The organism is Streptomyces sp. NPDC007901 (genome assembly GCF_042959465.1).
Lineage (GTDB): Bacteria > Actinomycetota > Actinomycetes > Streptomycetales > Streptomycetaceae > Streptomyces.
Genome location: NZ_JBIBKW010000002.1, coordinates 435,399 through 453,511, shown reverse-complemented (window position 1 = coordinate 453,511; position 18,113 = coordinate 435,399). Strand labels below are relative to the sequence as shown.

Annotated in this window: 19 protein-coding genes; 9 read left to right on the top strand and 10 right to left on the bottom strand. The window is 71.9% G+C overall.

Going from position 1 to position 18,113, the window contains the following annotated elements:
• Window positions 1–66: 66 nt before the first annotated feature.
• Window positions 67–906, bottom strand: a complete 840-nt coding sequence (locus ACFZDK_RS07825) for an N-acetylmuramoyl-L-alanine amidase (RefSeq protein ID WP_390970824.1) — start codon at window positions 904–906, stop codon at window positions 67–69.
• 191 nt (window positions 907–1,097) lie between these two features.
• Here ACFZDK_RS07825 and ACFZDK_RS07820 point away from each other — a divergent pair, with 191 nt between their 5' ends.
• Window positions 1,098–2,282 (top strand): MarP family serine protease, encoded by a 1,185-nt coding sequence (locus ACFZDK_RS07820; protein ID WP_390970822.1) that lies wholly within the window; start codon window positions 1,098–1,100, stop codon window positions 2,280–2,282.
• Between the two features lie 12 nt (window positions 2,283–2,294).
• Here the strand turns inward: ACFZDK_RS07820 and ACFZDK_RS07815 are convergent, their stop codons facing one another.
• A complete protein-coding gene (locus ACFZDK_RS07815) occupies window positions 2,295–2,783 on the bottom strand; it encodes a GNAT family N-acetyltransferase (RefSeq protein WP_390970820.1) in 489 nt (162 codons plus the stop codon).
• A gap of 74 nt (window positions 2,784–2,857) precedes the next feature.
• On the opposite strand from ACFZDK_RS07815, the gene ACFZDK_RS07810 reads away from it, so the two are divergent.
• Window positions 2,858–3,751, top strand: a complete 894-nt coding sequence (locus ACFZDK_RS07810) for a TIGR01777 family oxidoreductase (RefSeq protein WP_390970818.1) — start codon at window positions 2,858–2,860, stop codon at window positions 3,749–3,751.
• A gap of 160 nt (window positions 3,752–3,911) precedes the next feature.
• Window positions 3,912–5,267, top strand: a complete 1,356-nt coding sequence (locus ACFZDK_RS07805; RefSeq protein ID WP_390970816.1) for an FAD-dependent oxidoreductase — start codon at window positions 3,912–3,914, stop codon at window positions 5,265–5,267.
• Between the two features lie 215 nt (window positions 5,268–5,482).
• On the opposite strand, the gene ACFZDK_RS07800 is transcribed toward ACFZDK_RS07805, so the two are convergent.
• Window positions 5,483–6,964 (bottom strand): regulator, encoded by a 1,482-nt coding sequence (locus tag ACFZDK_RS07800; RefSeq protein ID WP_390970814.1) that lies wholly within the window; start codon window positions 6,962–6,964, stop codon window positions 5,483–5,485.
• A 247-nt stretch (window positions 6,965–7,211) separates the two neighbouring features.
• Between ACFZDK_RS07800 and lipB the strand changes: the two genes are divergently transcribed.
• The 6 genes from lipB to ACFZDK_RS07770 all read left to right on the top strand — a co-directional run bounded on the left by lipB (window position 7,212) and on the right by ACFZDK_RS07770 (window position 12,747).
• Window positions 7,212–8,015, top strand: coding sequence for a lipoyl(octanoyl) transferase LipB (lipB, locus tag ACFZDK_RS07795; RefSeq protein WP_390970812.1), 804 nt, complete (start codon window positions 7,212–7,214; stop codon window positions 8,013–8,015).
• A gap of 75 nt (window positions 8,016–8,090) precedes the next feature.
• Complete coding sequence (gene lipA, locus ACFZDK_RS07790) at window positions 8,091–9,056, top strand: lipoyl synthase (RefSeq protein ID WP_390970809.1); 966 nt, start codon at window positions 8,091–8,093, stop codon at window positions 9,054–9,056.
• A 239-nt stretch (window positions 9,057–9,295) separates the two neighbouring features.
• A complete protein-coding gene (locus ACFZDK_RS07785) occupies window positions 9,296–9,493 on the top strand; it encodes a hypothetical protein (RefSeq protein WP_089101191.1) in 198 nt (65 codons plus the stop codon).
• Between the two features lie 69 nt (window positions 9,494–9,562).
• The gene (locus ACFZDK_RS07780) at window positions 9,563–10,264 is read left to right on the top strand and encodes a DUF4191 family protein (protein WP_390970807.1); all 702 of its coding nucleotides are present in this window, start codon (window positions 9,563–9,565) and stop codon (window positions 10,262–10,264) included.
• A gap of 286 nt (window positions 10,265–10,550) precedes the next feature.
• Window positions 10,551–11,636: a NosD domain-containing protein gene (locus ACFZDK_RS07775; protein WP_390970805.1), complete on the top strand. Its 1,086-nt coding sequence runs from the start codon at window positions 10,551–10,553 to the stop codon at window positions 11,634–11,636.
• 43 nt (window positions 11,637–11,679) lie between these two features.
• Window positions 11,680–12,747 carry a methyltransferase gene (locus tag ACFZDK_RS07770; RefSeq protein ID WP_390970803.1) on the top strand — a complete coding sequence of 356 codons (1,068 nt, stop codon included), beginning with the start codon at window positions 11,680–11,682 and terminating at the stop codon, window positions 12,745–12,747.
• A 75-nt stretch (window positions 12,748–12,822) separates the two neighbouring features.
• Here ACFZDK_RS07770 and ACFZDK_RS07765 read toward each other — a convergent pair whose 3' ends face one another.
• Genes ACFZDK_RS07765 through ACFZDK_RS07735 form a run of 7 tightly spaced genes read right to left on the bottom strand, consistent with a single transcriptional unit; the run spans window position 12,823 to window position 17,998 of the window.
• Entirely contained in the window at window positions 12,823–13,155 is a 333-nt protein-coding gene (locus ACFZDK_RS07765) for a TcmI family type II polyketide cyclase (protein ID WP_390970801.1), read from the bottom strand.
• Between the two features lie 34 nt (window positions 13,156–13,189).
• Entirely contained in the window at window positions 13,190–13,669 is a 480-nt protein-coding gene (locus tag ACFZDK_RS07760; RefSeq protein WP_390970799.1) for an SRPBCC family protein, read from the bottom strand.
• A 1-nt stretch (window position 13,670) separates the two neighbouring features.
• On the bottom strand, window positions 13,671–13,922 hold the full coding sequence (locus ACFZDK_RS07755) for an acyl carrier protein (protein WP_355726020.1): 252 nt from the start codon (window positions 13,920–13,922) through the stop codon (window positions 13,671–13,673).
• Between the two features lie 46 nt (window positions 13,923–13,968).
• Complete coding sequence (locus tag ACFZDK_RS07750; protein ID WP_390970797.1) at window positions 13,969–15,213, bottom strand: beta-ketoacyl synthase N-terminal-like domain-containing protein; 1,245 nt, start codon at window positions 15,211–15,213, stop codon at window positions 13,969–13,971.
• The gene (locus tag ACFZDK_RS07745) at window positions 15,210–16,478 is read right to left on the bottom strand and encodes a beta-ketoacyl-ACP synthase II (RefSeq protein WP_390970795.1); all 1,269 of its coding nucleotides are present in this window, start codon (window positions 16,476–16,478) and stop codon (window positions 15,210–15,212) included. The genes ACFZDK_RS07750 and ACFZDK_RS07745 overlap by 4 nt, the downstream gene beginning before the upstream one ends.
• A complete protein-coding gene (locus ACFZDK_RS07740) occupies window positions 16,475–16,888 on the bottom strand; it encodes a cupin domain-containing protein (RefSeq protein WP_355726012.1) in 414 nt (137 codons plus the stop codon). Before ACFZDK_RS07740 ends, ACFZDK_RS07745 begins: the two co-directional genes overlap by 4 nt.
• A gap of 39 nt (window positions 16,889–16,927) precedes the next feature.
• Complete coding sequence (locus tag ACFZDK_RS07735; RefSeq protein WP_390970793.1) at window positions 16,928–17,998, bottom strand: SchA/CurD-like domain-containing protein; 1,071 nt, start codon at window positions 17,996–17,998, stop codon at window positions 16,928–16,930.
• Window positions 17,999–18,113 lie beyond the last annotated feature (115 nt).

Sequence of the window (18,113 nt, the reverse complement as noted above, 5' to 3'; positions counted from 1 at the left end):
GACCGCCTGAGCGGTGTCGCCCCACCGGCGTGTCCCGCCGCGACGCCGGAAGCCTAGCACGGCGGATCAAGGCATCGGCGCCTTCACCGGAGATTCGGTAGCCGCCTTCGTGGCTGTCGGCACCCTGCCCTGCAGCCGGGCGGCCGCCTCCCTGATCTCGGGGAGGCGCTCGGTGAGGGCGGCGCCGGGGCAGTTGGTCATGTAGCCGTCCTTGTGGGCGGCCACGGCGGGCAGGGCGACGGCGGTGCCCTCCCGGTAGCGGCTGAGGCCGTTGCTGGAGACCAGACGGGCGCCGGCGCGCGGGTCGACGTCGGCGAGGCCGAGTTTCCAGGCGGTCAGGGCGGCGATCGCGTCGGTCATCGCGCGCGGCACGGGCACTCCGGCGGTGAAGGTGCCGAGCGCGGCGATGCCGGCGGTGCGGTGGTTGAAGCCCTGGGTGTGGGCGCCGGTGACGGCGCGGTCGACACCGCCCGCGCGGCCCTCGTAGATGGTGCCGCAGCGGTCGACGAGGAAGTTGTAGCCGATGTCGTCCCACGCGCGGTCGCCGGTCTGGCCGGTGTAGAGGCGGCGGATGATCTCGGGTGCCTGGGCGCAGGAGTAGCCGTTGGGCGAGTCGGTGTGGTGCACGAAGACGGCGACGACCTGGTCGTCGTAGCGCGGGGGCGGCTGGGTGCGGCGGACGGTGGCGTCCAGCCAGGCCGAGCGCGGCACGATGTGCGGCCGGGGCGCCCGGTAGCGGGTGGCGGGGCTGGCGGGCGCGGGGGCGGCCAGCCGGATCGGGGCGGGGCGGTCGGCGCCCTGGGCGCACAGCACCAGCGCGAGGACCGCGGCGAGGCCGGGCAGGCAGCCGAGCAGCGTCAGGACGGTGAGCCGGGTGCGCCGCCCCGCTCTTGGGAAGACACGCATGGCACCCACTCTCGGGTCGGCCCCCCGCGCCCGCGATGTGTGCTGTGCCACCTGGTGGAACCATCGTCCTGGTCCGTGGCGTTTCAGGAGGTACACGCACGCGTGGCCGGTTCCCGGGGTCCCCGCGCGCGTGAACTGATCACCGGGCCTGTCCCGGCCGTATGTGAGGGCACCGAGAGAAAGGCGGCTCCGTGGACCTGCTCGACCTGGTGCTCGTACTGGTGGTCCTCGTCTACGCGGCGGCCGGTTACCGGCGCGGGCTGGTGGCCGGCTGCGTCTCGCTGGCCGGGTTCGTCGGCGGTGCGGTGATCGGCGTGTGGGTGCTGCCGTGGGTGATGGAGCTGGTCACCCGGGGCACGGCGACGGCGACGGTGGTCGCGGTGCTGACCGTGCTGGTGCCGGCGGTGGTGGGGCACGAGCTGGCGGGGCGGCTGGCGCTGCGGCTGCGCCGGGAGCTGGACGAGGGTCCGCTGCGGGTGGCCGACGGGATAGGCGGGGCGTTCGCCAACTCGGTGGCGGTGCTGATCGTGGCCTGGGTGGCGGCGAGCGTCCTCGGTGCCTCCTCGTCGCCCGCGGTGACGACGGCGATCCGGGACTCGAAGCTGCTCGGCGCGGTGCAGAACACCATGCCGGACACCACTCCGGCCTGGTTCTCGCGGGCCACCTCGGCGCTGACCGAGGCGGGTTTCCCGCAGGTCTTCAACCCGTTCGAGAACGAGTCGACGGCCCAGGTCGCCAAGCCCTCCGGCGACAACGTCACGGCGGCCGCCACGAACGCGGCCAAGCGCAGCACGGTCAAGATCGAGGGCACCCAGGGCACCCAGGGCCGCGAGGGCAGCGGGTTCGTGTACGCGCCGGAGCACGTGATGACCAACGCCCACGTGGTGGCCGGCATCTCCAACCCGAGCGTGCGGATCGGCGGGGTCGGGCCGGCGTACGACGCGGAGGTCGTCCTCTTCGACCCGGACCGGGACGTGGCGGTGCTGTACGTGCCGCAGCTGCGCGCGCCGGTGCTGCGGTTCGACACCTCGGCGGCGCGCGGGAACTCGGCGGTGGTGGCCGGCTATCCGCAGGACGGCGACCTGAACCTGCAGGCGGCCACGGTGGCGAACAAGGTGCAGGCGACCGGCCAGAACATCTACAGCGACGCCACCGTGACCCGGGAGATCTACTCGATCCGCTCCACGGTCCGCCCCGGCAACTCCGGCGGCCCGCTGCTGACCACCGGCGGCAAGGTGTACGGCGTGGTGTTCGCCCGCTCCACCTCGGACAACGAGACGGGGTACGTGCTGACCGCCGACGAGGTGGCCACCGACGCGCAGCGCGGGGCGGACGCGACGCGGCCGGTGGACACGGGCGAGCTGATCACGTCCTGACCGTCACGACCGTCACAGCGACCGGCCCATGATCACGTCGTCGACGTACTCGCCGTCCAGGAGGAACTCCCCCGGCAGCACGCCCTCGACGGCGAAGCCCTCCGACTCGTAGAGCCGGCGGGCCGGGGCGTTGTGCCCGAGGACGCCCAGCCTGATCCGGCGGGCGCCCCGGCGGCGGGCCTCCTCCATGACGGCCCGCAGCAGTGCCCGGGCGACCCCCCGGCCGCGGGCCTCCTCGGCGACGGCGAGGCCCTGGATCTGCCGGACGTGGGCGTTGGAGGCGACCTTGTAGGCGAACCCGAGGCGCACATAGCCGACGATGCGCCGGTCGAGTTCGGCGACGAGGGTGTCCTCGGGGGCGTGCCGCTCGCTGAAGAAGGGGTCGTACGGCGGCTGCGGCTCGGGCAGCACCGCGTGCAGGTACGACCAGGTGGCACGGTCGAGGGCGGAGAGTTCCTCGTCGTCGTCGGGCAGGGCGGTGCGTATGTACGGCTCTGGCATGCGGATCACCCTAGGACGGCCGACCCCCGGACCCCATCGGGTTTTCCGCCGTCCGCACCGGCATGCTGGGACGCATGGAACGTTCTCGTATCGCGGTGGCCGGTGCGTCCGGCCTCATCGGCAGCGCCCTGGTGCGGTCCCTGCGGGCGGACGGGCACGAGGTGGTGCGCCTGGTGCGGCGCGCCTCCCACGGCACCGGGGAGGTCTGCTGGGACCCCGAGGGGCAGTACGTGGACGCGGCCGGGCTGATCGGCTGCGACGCGGTGGTGAACCTGGCCGGGGCCGGGATCGGCGACCGGCGCTGGACGGCGGCGTACAAGCGCGAGATCCGGGACAGCCGGGTCCTCGGCACGGCCGCGCTCGCGGAGGCCGTGGCGGCCCTTCCGGAGCCGCCACGGGTGTTCGTGAGCGGCAGCGCGATGGGCTTCTACGGCGACACCGGTGACCGGGCCGTGGACGAGGACGCCCCGCCCGGGGACGGCTTCCTGCCGTCGCTGTGTGTGGAGTGGGAGGAGGCGGCGGCCCCGGCGCAGGAGGCGGGCGTACGGACGGTGTTCACCCGCACGGGTCTGGTGGTCGCCCGCGGCGGCGGGGCCTGGGGCCGGCTGTTCCCGCTCTTCCGGGCGGGACTCGGCGGCCGGCTGGGCGACGGCGGCCAGTACTGGTCGTTCATCGCACTGCACGACGAGGTGGCCGCGATCAGGTTCCTGATGGACACCGAGGGCCTGTCCGGCCCCTTCAACCTCACCGCGCCCCAGCCGCTGACGAACCGTGAGATCACCGCGGCGATGGCCCGGGTGCTGCGCCGCCCGGCTCTCTTCCCGGTCCCCTCCCCCGTGCTGCGGGCCGCGCTGGGCGAGATGGCCGGGGACGTCCTGGGCAGTCAACGGGTGGTGCCGAAGCGGCTGCTGGAGTCGGGGTTCACGTTCGCGTTCCCGGGCATCGAGGACGCGATCCGCGCAGCCTGACGGCCCATGTGACCGTATGCGACCGGCGTGCGACCGTGCCCTGTTCATGCGCGACTGCCCTTGACCGATCACCGTCTTAACCTCGACCCGAACTCGGGTATCCCCGGAGCGGGTTGGGGGCATCACGTCTCCACCGGACGCGCAATCGAGGAGGGGCCTCGTGCATGAGCCCGCGTACCAGGCGGACGTCGTCATCGTGGGAGCCGGTATCGCCGGACTCTCCGCGGCTCATCGGCTGAACAGCGCAGGAGTAACGACCGCGGTCCTGGAGGCCGCCCCTTACGTCGGCGGACGGATGTCGACCGAGAAGGTCGACGGCTTCCGGCTCGACCGGATCGGGCAGCTCCTGTCCACGTCCTACCCGGAGCTACGGCTCACACCGGGACTGGACGCCCTGGTTCTGCGCCGGTTCGCGCCCGGCGTGCTGCTGCATCGCGACGGGCGCAGGCACCGGGCGGGCGCTCCGGCGGGCACAGGGAGCGCGAGGGGCGCACTGTATGCGGTGCGCGCCCTGGCAAGCGCCCCCAGGGGCTCCGCGGTGGCCCCGGCGCGGGCGACCGCGCCGATGGGGAGCGCGGTCGACCAGGCACGCCTGGGCGCCGCGCTGGGCCGCCTGGCCGCCACCCCCGTCGAGCGGCTCCTGGCCCGCCCCGAACTCCCCGCCGCCCACGCCCTGGCGGAACGCGGGATATCCGCCCGCACGATCGACGGCTTCCTGCGCCCGCTGCTCGCGGCCCTGCTCTGCGACCCCGGGCTGACGACGTCCAGCCGCTGCGCGGACCTCGCCCTGCGCTCCTTCGCGAGCGGCCGGCTGTGCGTGCCGGAGGGCGGCGCCGAGGTCCTGCCCGACCTCCTCGCCCGCGCCCTCCCGCCCGGCACGGTCCACACCGGCGTACGGGTCACCTCGGTCTCCACGACCTCGGTGACGACGGCCGAGCACGGCGTGATCCGCTGCCGTGCGGTCCTGCTGGCCACGGACGCCCGCGCCGCCGCCGAACTCCTCCCGGGCCTGCGCGTCCCGGACTTCCACGAGGTGACGGTGGTCCACCACACGACGGACGAGCCGTCAGCCCTCACCACCGGCACGTCCCTCCTCCTGGACGCCGACCGGGGCGGTCCCGTCTCCCACACCTCGGTCGTCAGCAACATCGACCCGAGCCGGGCGCCGCAGGGCCGCGCGCTGATCTCCTCCACGGTCCTCGGCACGCCCCCCTCCGACATCGACACCTCGGTCCGCATGCACCTCGCCCGCCTCTACGGCACCTCGACGCGCCGCTGGGAGACCCTCGCCGTCCACCACACCCCCGGGGCGATCCCCGCCATGCGCCCCCCACACGACCTCCACCGCCCCGTCCGCCTCCTCGCCGGCCTCTACGTCTGCGGCGACCACCGCGACACCAGCACCGTCCAGGGAGCCCTCCACTCGGCCCACCGGGCCACGGCCGCGATAGTGGCCGACCTGGGAGCAGCGGGCTCCTTGCACACAGCGGAGCCGTTGCAACGCCGAGCCGCATAGCGCCCCCTCAGGGGCGCGGGGCTGCATCTGATATGCGGCCCCGCCGTGCGGGCGCGACCAGCCACGACGGCGCGGCACCGAGCCGATCACCGCCACCCGCAACGGCGAGTGGCAACGCCCGGCTCGGCACCGCCGGACAACACCGTCGTGGCTGAGCGCCGGCGCGGCGGAAAAGAGACACAGCCCCGTCGGCCCAAGCCCGGCGCAGCGTCCCGTCAGCCCAGCGCGGCGACCTTGTCGCGGTAGCCCTTTACCGGGGCCGCGTCCTTGTAGGGCTCGAGGCGGCGTTCGAAGTCCTTGACGTACTCGAGCGCGCGGACGGAGCGCATCTCCGCGGCCGCGCCCGCCGCCTCGACGCCGAGCGCGCAGGCCTGGTCGAGTTCGCCGAGGCCCAGGCGGGCGGTGGCGAGGACGACGCGGCAGAAGAGGCGGCTGCGGGCGTAGGAGGGCGCACGCAGTTGCAGGGAGCGCTCGGCGTGCTGGGCGGACGCCCGGAACTGCTGGAGGTCCCGGTGGCAGTGGCCGAACTCGTCGGCCAGCTGCGCCTCGTCGAAGAAGCGCGCCCAGTGGGGGACGTCGTCGCCGGGACGCGCCGCCTCCAGAGCGCGCTCGGCCCGCACCAGCGCGCCGGTGGACGCCCGCACCTCCCCGAGGACCCCGTGCGCCCGGGCCTCGGCCGCGTGCAGAAGCGCCTGGACGACCGGCGGGGCGCTGGTGCCGACGCCCTGCTGGGCCACCCGGGCCAGTTGCACCGCCTCCCGGCCGTGGCCGAGGTAGACCGCCTGACGGCTCATGGTGACCAGGACGTAGGAGCCGTAGGCGCGGTCCCCGGCCGCCTGGGCCAGCCGCAGGGACTGGACGAAGTAGCGCTGGGCCAGGCCGTGCGCGGCGATGTCGTACGACGTCCAGCCCGCGAGCCGGGTCAGGTCGGCCGCCGCGCCGAACAGCCGGCGGCCGGTCTGCTCGCCGTACGTGCCGCGCAGCATCGGCTCGCACTCGTGCTCCAGGTAGCGCACCAGCGCCTGGCGCGCGTGCCCGCCGCCGTAGGCGTCGTCGAGGGTGCGGAAGAGTTCGCCGACCGAGCGGAGCGCGGCGATGTCGCCGCCGGTGACCTTCTGGCCGGGTCCGCGGTCGGCCTGTCCGCGCGGCCGCCCCGGCACGGGTGCCGTCTGCTTGGGCGACGGGGCGGGGCGCAGCTGCGCCGGCACCCGGACCGTCGCCGTGGCCCCCGGTGCCGGCTCGCCGCGGGCCACCTTGTCGTCCGCGCGGCCGATCAGCCAGTCCCGGCTGGGCACCACGAGCCCGGCCGGGGTGAACGCGATCTTCCGGAGCTCGGCGTGGCTGCCGGAGTCCTTGCGCCACAGCCCGCTGACGATGTCGACGGCCTCCTCGGGGGTGGCCGCGAACTCCAGCCCGGCGTAGACCGGGGCGCACGCGTCGAGCCCCAGGTCCTGCGCGGTCAGCCGGCGGCCGAGGCGCCGGGTGAAGACCTCCGCGATCAGGGCGGGGGTGGTGCCCCGGGGCTGCTGGCCGCGCAGCCACCGGGTGACGGATGTCTTGTCGTATCTGAGATCCAGCCCGTGTTCGAGACCGAGCTGGTCGACGCGACGGGCCAGACCCGCGTTGGAGAACCCCGCTTCTGCGATGAGCGCGGCGAGCTGGCGGTTGGGGGTGCGCTGCGCGGGTCGGTCCGTCATCTGGGGTGGGGTCTCCTGCCTTCTGGCTCAGCCCGGTGGCTTGTGCCCGGATTGCCGGTGAGCAGCCCTTTTGGCGCTCTTGGACGGCGCGAATGTAGCGGAGAGTGAGCACCCGATCGCACACTTCGACGTTCATTCATCCGATCGTGTGAGGATTGCCCCCAGGGCTGACGCGCGACGGCCGGACGTACAGTGGCTTGGGCGCGTTATGTGCCTGACACACCCGTCGCCGAGGGAGGCGCTTGCCGTGAGTGAGTTGCGGTTCGTCCGCATGGGGTTCGGAGCGGATGCCGTCGAGTACCAGGAGGCGTGGGACGAGCAGCGCCGGGTGCACGCGGCACGGTTCGCCGACGAGGTGCCCGACACGGTCCTGCTGCTCGAACACCCCCCGGTGTACACGGCGGGCCGCCGCACCGCGGACAACGAGCGGCCGCTCGACGGCACCCCGGTCGTCGACGTGGACCGCGGCGGCAAGATCACCTGGCACGGCCCGGGCCAGCTGGTGGGCTACCCGATCCAGAAGCTCCCGCGCCCGGTCGACGTGGTCGCGCACGTACGGCGTCTGGAGGAGGCGCTGATCCGGGTCTGCGCCGAGTTCGGCATGGAGACCACCCGGGTCGAGGGACGCAGCGGGGTGTGGGTGCTCGGCGACCCGGTCGAGCAGCGGCCGCAGGCCCTCGGAGGACTCTCCCTGGACTTCGACCCGCGGCTGCACGACGAGGAGTTCGACCCCCGCCTGAACGGCCCGGAGTACGCGCCCTCCAACGCCGGGCAGCGCCGCGAGGACCGGAAGATCGCCGCGATCGGCATCCGGGTCGCCAAGGGCGTCACGATGCACGGCTTCGCGCTGAACGTGAACCCCGACAACAAGTGGTTCGACAAGATCATCCCCTGTGGCATCCGGGACGCGGGCGTCGCCTCCCTCGCGGGCGAGCTGGGCCGGGACGTGACCATCGACGAGGTGCTGCCGGTGGTGGAGCGGCACCTGAAGGACGTACTGGAGAACGCGGAACTCGCGCCGAGGGTGATCGAGAAGACACCGGCGGCCTGACTGCAGCCAGCAGGCTTTCGAATCCACGGGCGTACGCTGGAGCACGCCGAAGAATCAATCGCTAGGGAGCCGGTCGTGTCCGCAGTCTCACCCGACGGACGCAAGATGCTGCGCCTGGAGGTCCGCAACAGCCAGACCCCCATCGAGCGCAAGCCCGAGTGGATCAAGACCCGGGCGAAAATGGGCCCCGAGTACACGAAGATGCAGAACCTCGTGAAGAGCGAGGGCCTGCACACGGTCTGCCAGGAAGCCGGCTGCCCGAACATCTACGAGTGCTGGGAGGACCGCGAGGCGACGTTCCTCATCGGCGGCGACCAGTGCACCCGGCGCTGCGACTTCTGCCAGATCGACACCGGCAAGCCCGAGGCCCTGGACCGTGACGAGCCGCGCCGCGTGGGCGAGTCCGTGGTCACCATGGACCTCAACTACGCCACCATCACCGGCGTCGCGCGCGACGACCTGGCGGACGGCGGCGCCTGGCTGTACGCGGAGACGGTCCGTCAGATCCACGCGCAGACGGCACAGCGCGAGGAGGGCCGCACCAAGGTCGAGCTGCTCGCGCCCGACTTCAACGCGGTCCCGGAGCAGCTCGCCGAGGTCTTCTCGTCCCGCCCCGAGGTCTTCGCGCACAACGTCGAGACCGTGCCCCGGATCTTCAAGCGCATCCGCCCCGGCTTCCGCTACGACCGCTCGCTCCAGGTCATCACGGCCGCCCGCGACTTCGGCCTGGTCACCAAGTCCAACCTCATCCTCGGCATGGGCGAGACCCGCGAGGAGGTCAGCGACGCGCTGCGGCAGCTGCACGAGGCCGGCTGCGAGCTGGTCACCATCACGCAGTACCTGCGCCCGAGCGTCCGCCACCACCCGGTGGAGCGCTGGGTCAAGCCGCAGGAGTTCGTGGAGCTGAAGGAGGAGGCCGAGCAGATCGGCTTCTCCGGTGTGATGTCCGGGCCGCTGGTCCGCTCCTCCTACCGGGCCGGACGCCTCTACCGGATGGCCGTCGAGAAGCGGGGCTCGTTCGTCGCCGTACAGGCGGTCTGACACACCCCGGACTCCGAGCGTGTGAATTCACGCACAAGCCACTACCGGCCAGTAATGACCGAATGGACGCGGTCCTGACCGTCCTCGCTGATGAGGACACACGTCAGGGCCGCGTCGGTGTTCCGGGCCCTCGTATCAAGGCTTCATTGGCGTTTGACCGGTCGGTCACGCCCTGGTAACACCGAACAGTGACCCTGGTATCACAGCTCGTACACCCACTTCGAGGGGGGACCTCCACCATGCAGGCCGCGCCCGTTCGCGCCACCGCGATCCCGTCCTTCACCGACGCGCTGCGCGCCGTCGAGTCGCTCCTCATGAGCGGCGGCCAGCGCACCGCACGCCAGAACGCCTGGACCTCCGTGCTGGAGGACCGCCGTCGCGCCAAGGACCGGGTCGAGGCGCAGCACTTCCTCGAGCAGGCCGCCGGCCGCTCCTGACGCCCTTCCGCCGCCCCTGTCCGGGCACTGCCGTCGTCGGCACTCCCGGGGCCACGTAGACTTCGGGGCATGGCGAGGCAGGAACCGGCAGCGGACGCTGCGAATGCGGGACGACTGAAGCAGATCGTCCTGACGTACAAGATGACCCGCAAGGCCGACAAGACGATCGGCCTCGTACTCGCGGGTGTCGGTCTCGGCACCCTTGCCGTCTTCCTCGTGATCGGCTTCCTGATCGGCCACCCGGTCTATCTGGGCATCCTGGGCCTGCTGCTCGCCGCCCTCGCGACGGCGATCGTCTTCGGCCGCCGGGCCGAGCGGGCGGCCTTCGGCCAGATGGAGGGCCAGCCGGGCGCCGCGGCCGCGGTGCTGGACAACATCGGGCGGGGCTGGACGACGACGCCGGCGGTGGCGATGAACCGCAGCCAGGACGTGGTGCACCGGGCGGTCGGCAAGGCCGGCATCGTCCTGGTCGCCGAGGGCAACCCGAACCGGGTGAAGACCCTGCTGGCCGCCGAGAAGAAGAAGATGGCCCGTATCGTGGCCGACGTACCGGTGCACGACGTGATCGTGGGCACGGCCGAGGGCCAGGTCGAGCTGAAGAAGCTGCGCACGACGATGCTCAAGTTCCCGCGCGTCCTCACCGGCCCCCAGGTCACCACCACCAACGACCGGCTCCGCGCCATGGGCGACCTGATGTCCAACATGCCGCTCCCCAAGGGCCCGATGCCCAGGGGCATGCGCATGCCGAAGGGCGGCGGCAAGGCCCGCTGACGCCTCGCATGTCGACTCCTGTGACGATGGGGCGCCCGGTCACTCCGGGCGCCCCATCGTTCACATGTCGGGCCGGGTACGGCTTCATCAGCCGGAGGGGGTCAGCACGACAGTCACTCGGCATGCTCTCCGCCCATTCGACGTGACTGCTGACCAGCGGCTTTCCCGCACCACGAGGCCGGCGTCGCTTTCGGCGGTCTCCCTCGTGCGCGCATGCCGTGGATGACACGCCGCCGAACGGAGCATCGGGCGGGTTATCGGGTCATCTGCTCTTAACCTTCCCAATGTGACAAAACGCCATATCACATACCTCGCGTGCAGCGCCGCCCTGTGCGGCTCCCTCCTCGGCGCCGCTCCGGCGTCCGCCGCCCACCGCACCCTGGTGGTGCACCCCGGTGAGTCGATCCAGAAGGCGGTGAACGCCGCCCAGCCCGGCGACACCGTCCTCGTGGCGGCGGGCACCTACCGCGAGAGCGTCAAGGTGACCACCCCCGGAATCACCCTGCGCGGCATGGGCGCGGGCACCGTGCTCAAGCCGGCCAAGAAGGTCAAGAGCAGCGGGAAGAAGGCAGCCGCCCAGAAGTCCTGCGCCGAGATGGGCAACGGCATCTGTGTGGTCGGAGCCAAGAACAAGCCCCTCGAGGACGTCACCATCGCCCGGATGACCGTCACCGGGTTCTCCCGGATCGGCGTCATGTCGGTGGGCACGTCCAACCTGAACGTGCACGGCGTGGCCGCCGTGAAGAACGGGCAGTGGGGCCTCGCCGAGGAGCGCTCGGTGCACAGCACCTACCGCAACAACGTGGCCCGGGGGAACGGCGACGCCGGCCTGTTCCTCGCCAACTCCGTCATGACGGAGAAGGGCGCCACCGACACCGACGGCACGGTGGTCGAGCACAACCTGCTGGAGAAGAACCGGATCGGCGTCACCGTGCGCCGGCTGCGCAACCTGACCGTCTCGGACAACTCGGTCACCGGCAACTGCGCGGGCGTGTTCGTCGTCGGCGACGAGAACAAGCCGAAGGCCGGTCACATCACCGTCGCCGACAACCAGGTCGTCAAGAACAACAAGTACTGCAAGAAGACGGCCCGGCTGGCCTTCCTGCAGGGCTCCGGCATCGTGCTGACCGGCACCGAGGACACCCTGGTGACCGGGAACACGGTCACCGGCAACTCCGGCAAGTCCCCGCTGTCCGGCGGCGTCGTGCTCTTCAAGAGCTTCGTGGGCGCCAGCAGCGACAAGAACCAGGTCACCCGCAACAAGCTGTCGGGCAACGCCCCCGCCGACCTGGTCAACCAGGAAGCCACCAAGCACGGCAACTCCTTCAAGCAGAACACCTGCAAGAAGTCCAAGCCCGCGGGTCTGTGCTGACCGGACGGCCGTACGACACCCCCACAAGGAAGGAAGGCGGCACATGACCGCACCAGCACGTGACCTCTCGGCGCCGCTGAAGCAGGCGCAGGCGGAGGGCGCACCGCCGCCGTCGATGCGGCTGCGCGAGCTCGTGTTCGGGGCGGCGTGTGCCGCCGCCGTACGCGCGGCCGCCCGGCTGCGCGTCGCCGACGCGCTCGGGGACGCCCCGATGACCGTGGAGAGCCTGGCCTCCACGGTGAAGACGGACCCCAAGCCGCTGCGCCGGCTGCTGCGCGCCCTGTCCTGCTACGGCGTCTTCGCCGAGCGCCCGGACGGGACGTTCGCCCACACCGACACCTCCCGGCTGCTGCGCGAGGACGACCCGCACAGCCTGCGCTACATCGCCCTGTGGTGCACCGAGCCGTGGACCTGGGACGCCTGGCCGAAGCTGGACGAGGCCGTGCGCAGCGGCCGCAACGTCGTCGAGGACCTCTACGGCAAGGAGTTCTTCGTCTATCTGAACGAGGACGCGCCGGAGTCGGCGGACGTCTTCAACCGGGCGATGACCACCTCCAGCGAGCAGTCGGCCCGTGAGGTCGCCGCCCTGCTCGACCTGTCCGGCAACCGGTCGGTCGCCGACCTCGGCGGCGGGCAGGGGCATGTGGTGGCGAGCCTGCTCGACAAGTACCCGGCGATGAAGGGGTACCTGCTGGATCTGCCGAAGGTGGTGGAGAAGGCACTGCCCCGGCTGCGTCCGGGCGGTGACCTGGAGGACCGGGCGCGCATCGTGCCCGGTGACATCCGGGAGGCCGTGCCGGTCGACGCGGACGTCTACGTCATCAAGAACATCCTGGAGTGGGACGACGAGTCCACCGCGCGGCTGCTCGCCAACGTGATCGCGGCGGGCGGACCGGGCGCCCGGGTCGTGGTGATCGAGAACCTGGTCGACGACACCCCGTCGATGCGGTTCAGCACCGCGATGGACCTGCTGCTGCTCCTGAACGTCGGCGGGGCCAAGCACACCACCGACAGCATGGTGCGCCGGCTGACCGACGCGGGGCTGACCGTCCGGGACATCAGTCCCGTCAACCCGTATCTGCACGCCTTCGACTGTGTGGTGCCCGCCTGAGCGGCGGCTCCCCCGCACACGCCGGTGCCGGGCCCGCGTCGTACGCGGGTCCGGCACCGTTGGCTGGACGGCGGTTCAGGAACCGCCCTCGCGCTCCCAGAGGTAGAAGCGCTGCGCCATCGCGTCCTTCGGGGAGCGCCAGGTCTCCGGGTCGTACGCGCTGACGTACGCCTGGAGACGGTCGCTGACGTCCCTGAACTCGGGGTGCGAGGTGACCTTGGCGATGGCCGGTCCCGGCTCGCGCTCGGACTCGATGAGGTGCATGTACACATCACCGAACTGGAAGAGGCTGCGCCGGGTGACCCCGACGAGGTGCGGCAGCTCTCCCCGGTCGGACTCCGCGAACACCTTCGCGATGTCGGGCGCGGAGCCCGGTGCCATACGGGCGACGATCAGGGCCTGGTGCACGTGTCTCTCCGTTCCTAATCTTGCGACGGCCGGCTCAGTCGGCCAGGGCCGGGTCGGGGCGACGGCCGGTGGCCGCCTTCTCGATCTTGTCCCGGATCAGGGCCATCTGGACCTTGGAGTTCCGGTTGATGTTGTCGGTCATCCACTCGTCGTCGACGGGGGCTTCCGGCTTCATCGCGAAGTCCTGGGTCCAGACCATGCGGGTGCCGGCCGGTACCTCCTCGTACCGCCAGAGGATGTTCATGTGCGCGAAGGGGCCGGTCTCGACGCGGCGGGCCCGGACGCTCAGGCCGGGGCGGTCGGTCTCGCGCTCGGAGACCCAGCTCCACACCTTGCCGTTCTCGTCGGGGTGCATGGTCAGCCGGAAGGTGACCTTGTTCCCCTTCTCCTCGAGGATCTCGGCGCTGGCGTACTCGCTGAACAGCTGCGGCCAGTTGGCCACGTCGTTGGTCATGTCCCAGACCAGGTCGACGGGCGCGGCGATGGTGATCTCGTTCTGGGTGTGTCCGGTCATGTCAGGCTCCCGCGGGCATGGCGCTGTTGACGAGGTCGAGGAACTGGCGGGGCGTCTTGCACCGCTCGGCGTCGACCGGCATGGGCACGCCGTGCCGGTTCTCCAGCTCGCCGACGATGCCGAGCAGGCCGAGCGAGTCGACACCGAGGGCGTCGAAGCCGCTGTCGGACCGCTCCTGCAGGTCGGTCGGGGAGACGGTGACGCCGGCGGCCTTCTTCATGAGTTCGGACAGTTCGTCCACGGTGATGCTCATAGGGAACTCCTTCTTCTCCGCTGCTGGGCAGCTGTTTCTCTCCGGATCACCCGGCCGCGCCGTGGCGCAGCACGAGCGCCGAGTTCGACCCCATGAGTCCCCGGCTGAGGACCAGCGCCGTGCGTGGTGCGGCGGCGCGGGCGCTGCCGGTCACGAGGTCGAGGTCGTGGCAGATGTCGAAGACACCCGGGGTCGGCGGGATCAGGCCGTGTTCCATCGCGAGCACCGCGGCGGCGGTGTCCAGGACGGGGGCCGCGCAGTAGCCCCGGCCGATCCCGGTCTTGGGTGCGGTGACCGGCACGCGTCTGCCGTGCGCGCCGAGGGCGTCGGTGATGGCCAGCGCCTCCGCCCGGTCGGCCTCCGGGACGCCGAGGGCGTCGGCGAAGACCACGTCGACCTCCTCGGGGGCGCAGCCGGCCTCGGCCAGTGCCCCGCGGATCGCCTGGGCGAGCCCGGCCCGGGACTCGGCCCAGCGGGAGGCCCCGGTGAAGGTCGAGGCGTGCCCGTCGAGGGTGGCCCGGACCGGCAGCCCGCGCCGACGGGCCGAGCCGGTGTCCTCCACGACGAGCATGGCGCCGCCCTCGGCCGGCACGAACCCGCAGGCCTGCTCGGTGAAGGGACGGTAGGCCCGGGCCGGGTCGGTCTCCCGGCTGAGCTCCTCGTAGCCGAGCTGACAGACCACCGAGTACGGAGCTATCGGCGCCTCGGTGGAGCCGGCCACGATGACGTCCGTGCCGCGCCGCACCGCGCGGGCGGCATGGGCGAGGGCGTCCAGGCCGCCGGCCTCGTCGGCGGCGACCACCGAGCAGGGTCCCTTGAAGCCGCGCCGGATGGAGATCTGGCCGGTGCTGGCCGCGTAGAACCAGGCGATGGACTGGTAGGGGCCGACGAACCGGCTGCCCTTGCCCCACAGCTGCTGGAGCTCGCGCTGGCCGAACTCGCCGCCGCCGGAGCCGGCCGCGGTGACCACGCCGATGTCGAACGGCGAGCCGTCGGTGTCGGCGCGGCCGAGCCGGGCGTCCTCCAGTGCCAGGTCGGCCGCGGCCATCGCGAAGTGCGTGAAGCGGTCGGTCTGGACGATGAGGCGTTCCTCGACGGCGGCCGCCGGGTCGAAGTCACGGACCTCTCCGGCCACCTTCATGGGCAGGTGCTCGCAGCCCTCGCGGGTCACCTTGTCGAGGACGTTGCGTCCCTCCTGGACGGACTTCCAGAAGGTCTCGGTGCTGGATCCGTTGGGCGCGACGACACCGATGCCGGTGACGGCCGCCCGCCGGGCAGGCGGTTCGCTCATCGTGTCCGTCCTCTCTGCCGGGTCAGGACCACCGCGGACTGGAAGCCGCCGAACCCGCTGCCCACGGACAGGACACCGCTCAGCGGCCGTTCGCGGGCGACGCGCGGCACGTAGTCGAGGTCGCACTCGGGGTCGGGGGTCTCGTAGTTCGCGGTGGGCGGGACGACCTGGTGGGCCAGGGCGAGCACGCAGGCGACGACCTCGATGGCGCCGATGGCACCGAGCGAGTGGCCCACCATGGACTTGATGGAGCTCATCGGCGTGCTGTACGCGTGCTGTCCGAGCGCCTTCTTCACGGCTGCGGTCTCGTGGCGGTCGTTCTGCCGGGTGCCGGAGCCGTGCGCGTTGACGTAGTCGATGGCGGTGGGGTCGAGGCGGGCGTGGTTCAGGGCGGTCTCGATGGCGCGGGCCATCTCCAGGCCCTCGCTGGTGAGACCGGTCATGTGGTAGGCGTTGCCGAAGGTGGCGTAGCCGTCGAGCTGGCAGTAGATGTGCGCGCCGCGGGCCTTGGCGTGCTCCAGCTCCTCCAGCACGAGCACCGCGCCGCCCTCGCCCATGACGAACCCGTCACGGCGGTTGTCGAACGGGCGCGAGGCGTGCTCGGGGTCGTCGTTGTTCGGGGAGGTGGCCTTGATCGCGTCGAAGCAGGCCATGGTGATCGGGGAGATCGGGGAGTCCGAGGCACCGGCGATGCAGATGTCGGCGCGGCCCTCCTGAACGGTGTGGAAGGCGTAGCCGACGGCGTCCAGGCCCGAGGTGCAGCCGGTGGACACGGTCTGCACCGGACCCTGGGCGCCGAAACGTTCCGCCACCGCGGAGGCCAGAGTGCTCGGGGAGAACGCCCGGTGCAGCTGGGGCTGCGCCTGCCGGTGGTCCACGTCCCAGCGCTGGCCGGCGCCGCTCACCAGGACGTAGTCGTGCTCCAGACGGGTGGTGCCACCCACGGCCGTCCCCAGGGAGACCCCGACCCGCCAGGGATCCTCCCGGCCGAGGTCGAGCCCCGAGTTCCGGACCGCCTCGTCGCCGGCGACCAGGGCGAACTGTATGTAACGGTCCGCCCGTGCGATCTCCTCGGCGTCCAGGCCGTGCGCCGCCGGGTCGAAGTCGCACTCGGCGGCGATCCGCGACCTGAGGCCGGAGGGGTCGAAGAAGGTGATACCGCGCGTCGCGGTCCGGCCGGAGGCGAGCAAGTCCCAGAACGCCGGTACGCCCACACCCCCCGGAGCCACGATGCCTATGCCCGTAACCGCCACGCGCCGGGTCACGACCGGACCTGCCCCACGGCGACGGCTTCCGTCTCCTCCGTGTCGACGTGACCCTGGCTGGGGCGCGGGGCCAGCGGGCCGAGGTGGAAGACGATCCGGGCCTCGACATTGCCCACGTTGCGGAAGCGGTGCTTCATGTTGATCGGGATCATCAGTCCCTGCTCGGGCCGCAGCGGGTGCGGCTCGCCGTCCAGGTCGACCTCCAGGTCGCCGCAGACGACGTACACGAACTCCTCGGAGTACGGGTGGTAGTGCTCGCCGATGCGGTCGCCCGGCTGCACGATGGCCACGCCCATGAAACCGCTGGTGGAGCCCACCGTGGCGGGGGTCAGCATGGCGCGCAGATCGCCGCCGCGCTTGGTGTTGGGCTCGACCTCGCTGAGGTCCACGATCTTCGGAATGGGCTGCATGTCTGCGTTCCTCCCTGGGGGTGATGCGGCGGTGGGGGGTCAGGCGTCCGGCGAGCGGCGGTCGGTGATCAGCTGCATGCGCACCGCGTCGCCGGCCAGCAGGGCGGTCAGGGCGTGCGCCGGGGTGACGTCCACGGGCGTGCCGGGCCGCTGCTCGACCAGCCGTACGACGACGTCGTCGCGCTGGAAGACCGTGCTGTGCAGCACCGGGCTCCCCGGGTCCTCGGCCGCGCCCTCGTCCTGCTGCGCGAGCAGCTCGGCCAGCCGCATCCCGCAGCCGGGACGGGCCGGGTAGTACAGCGCGTACCGCTCGCCCTCGGCCGGTTCCTCGGCGCCGACGTGGTGGACGGCCGGCAGCGCCGCCCGGGTGAAGAACACCCGTGCGGAGTCCTGGTCGTCGAGGTCGCGGTCCTGCTCCAGATAGGGGTTGATGGCCTCCTCGACGGCCCGCACCTCGGGCTGCCGGGCGACATGGCGCAGGGCGGCCATCAGGTCGCCGCGCACCTCGATGGCCCGCACCACCCGGTTGCCGTGCATGAAGAGAGAGGTGCGGCACAGCCGGGTGGAGTCGTCGACCTTCGCCTCGGGCGAGGCGTAGTCCGCGAGGATCCTCGCGACCTCGGCCTCGCTGCCCGGCCGGACCGTGAAGGTGAGCGCGTGGCGGATCACGCCGTCGCCCATCCGCGGCTCGGCCTGCAGGGTGCGTACGGAGTCCGCCGCCGGGCCGCCGGTCTCGCGGACGACGTGGAAGCGGAGCGAGCGGGTGTCGCGGACGCAGTTGTGCAGCGGCTTCACCATCTCCACGTGCTCCTCGCTGTTCACCCAGGCGAGGAACGGCGGGGCGCTCTCCCACTCGCTGGTGATCAGCCACTGCGAGGGGTTCTCGATCGACTGGCAGAGCTGGTCGCTGACGTGACCGGGTACCTGGGCGACCTGGTTGCACAGCTGCTCGTAGGCCTCCAGGAACTGCTGCTGTGCGCCGTCGTAGACGTCCACCAGCAGGACGACCCGGAGCCGGGAGCCGTCGAACACGGACTGGGAGACCCGGGTCGACAGCGGGCGGGTCGTTCGGGTCGGCTTTTCCGAAACCTTTTCCGAGAGCGTCGTCATGCTTCGTACATCTCCTTCGCGGGGGCAGCGGCGGGCGCCTTCGCCGATGACGCGGCGTCAGCGCTTCTTGATCCTGTGCCGGTCCTCCGAAGCGCGCGACTCGCGTGAACCAGGT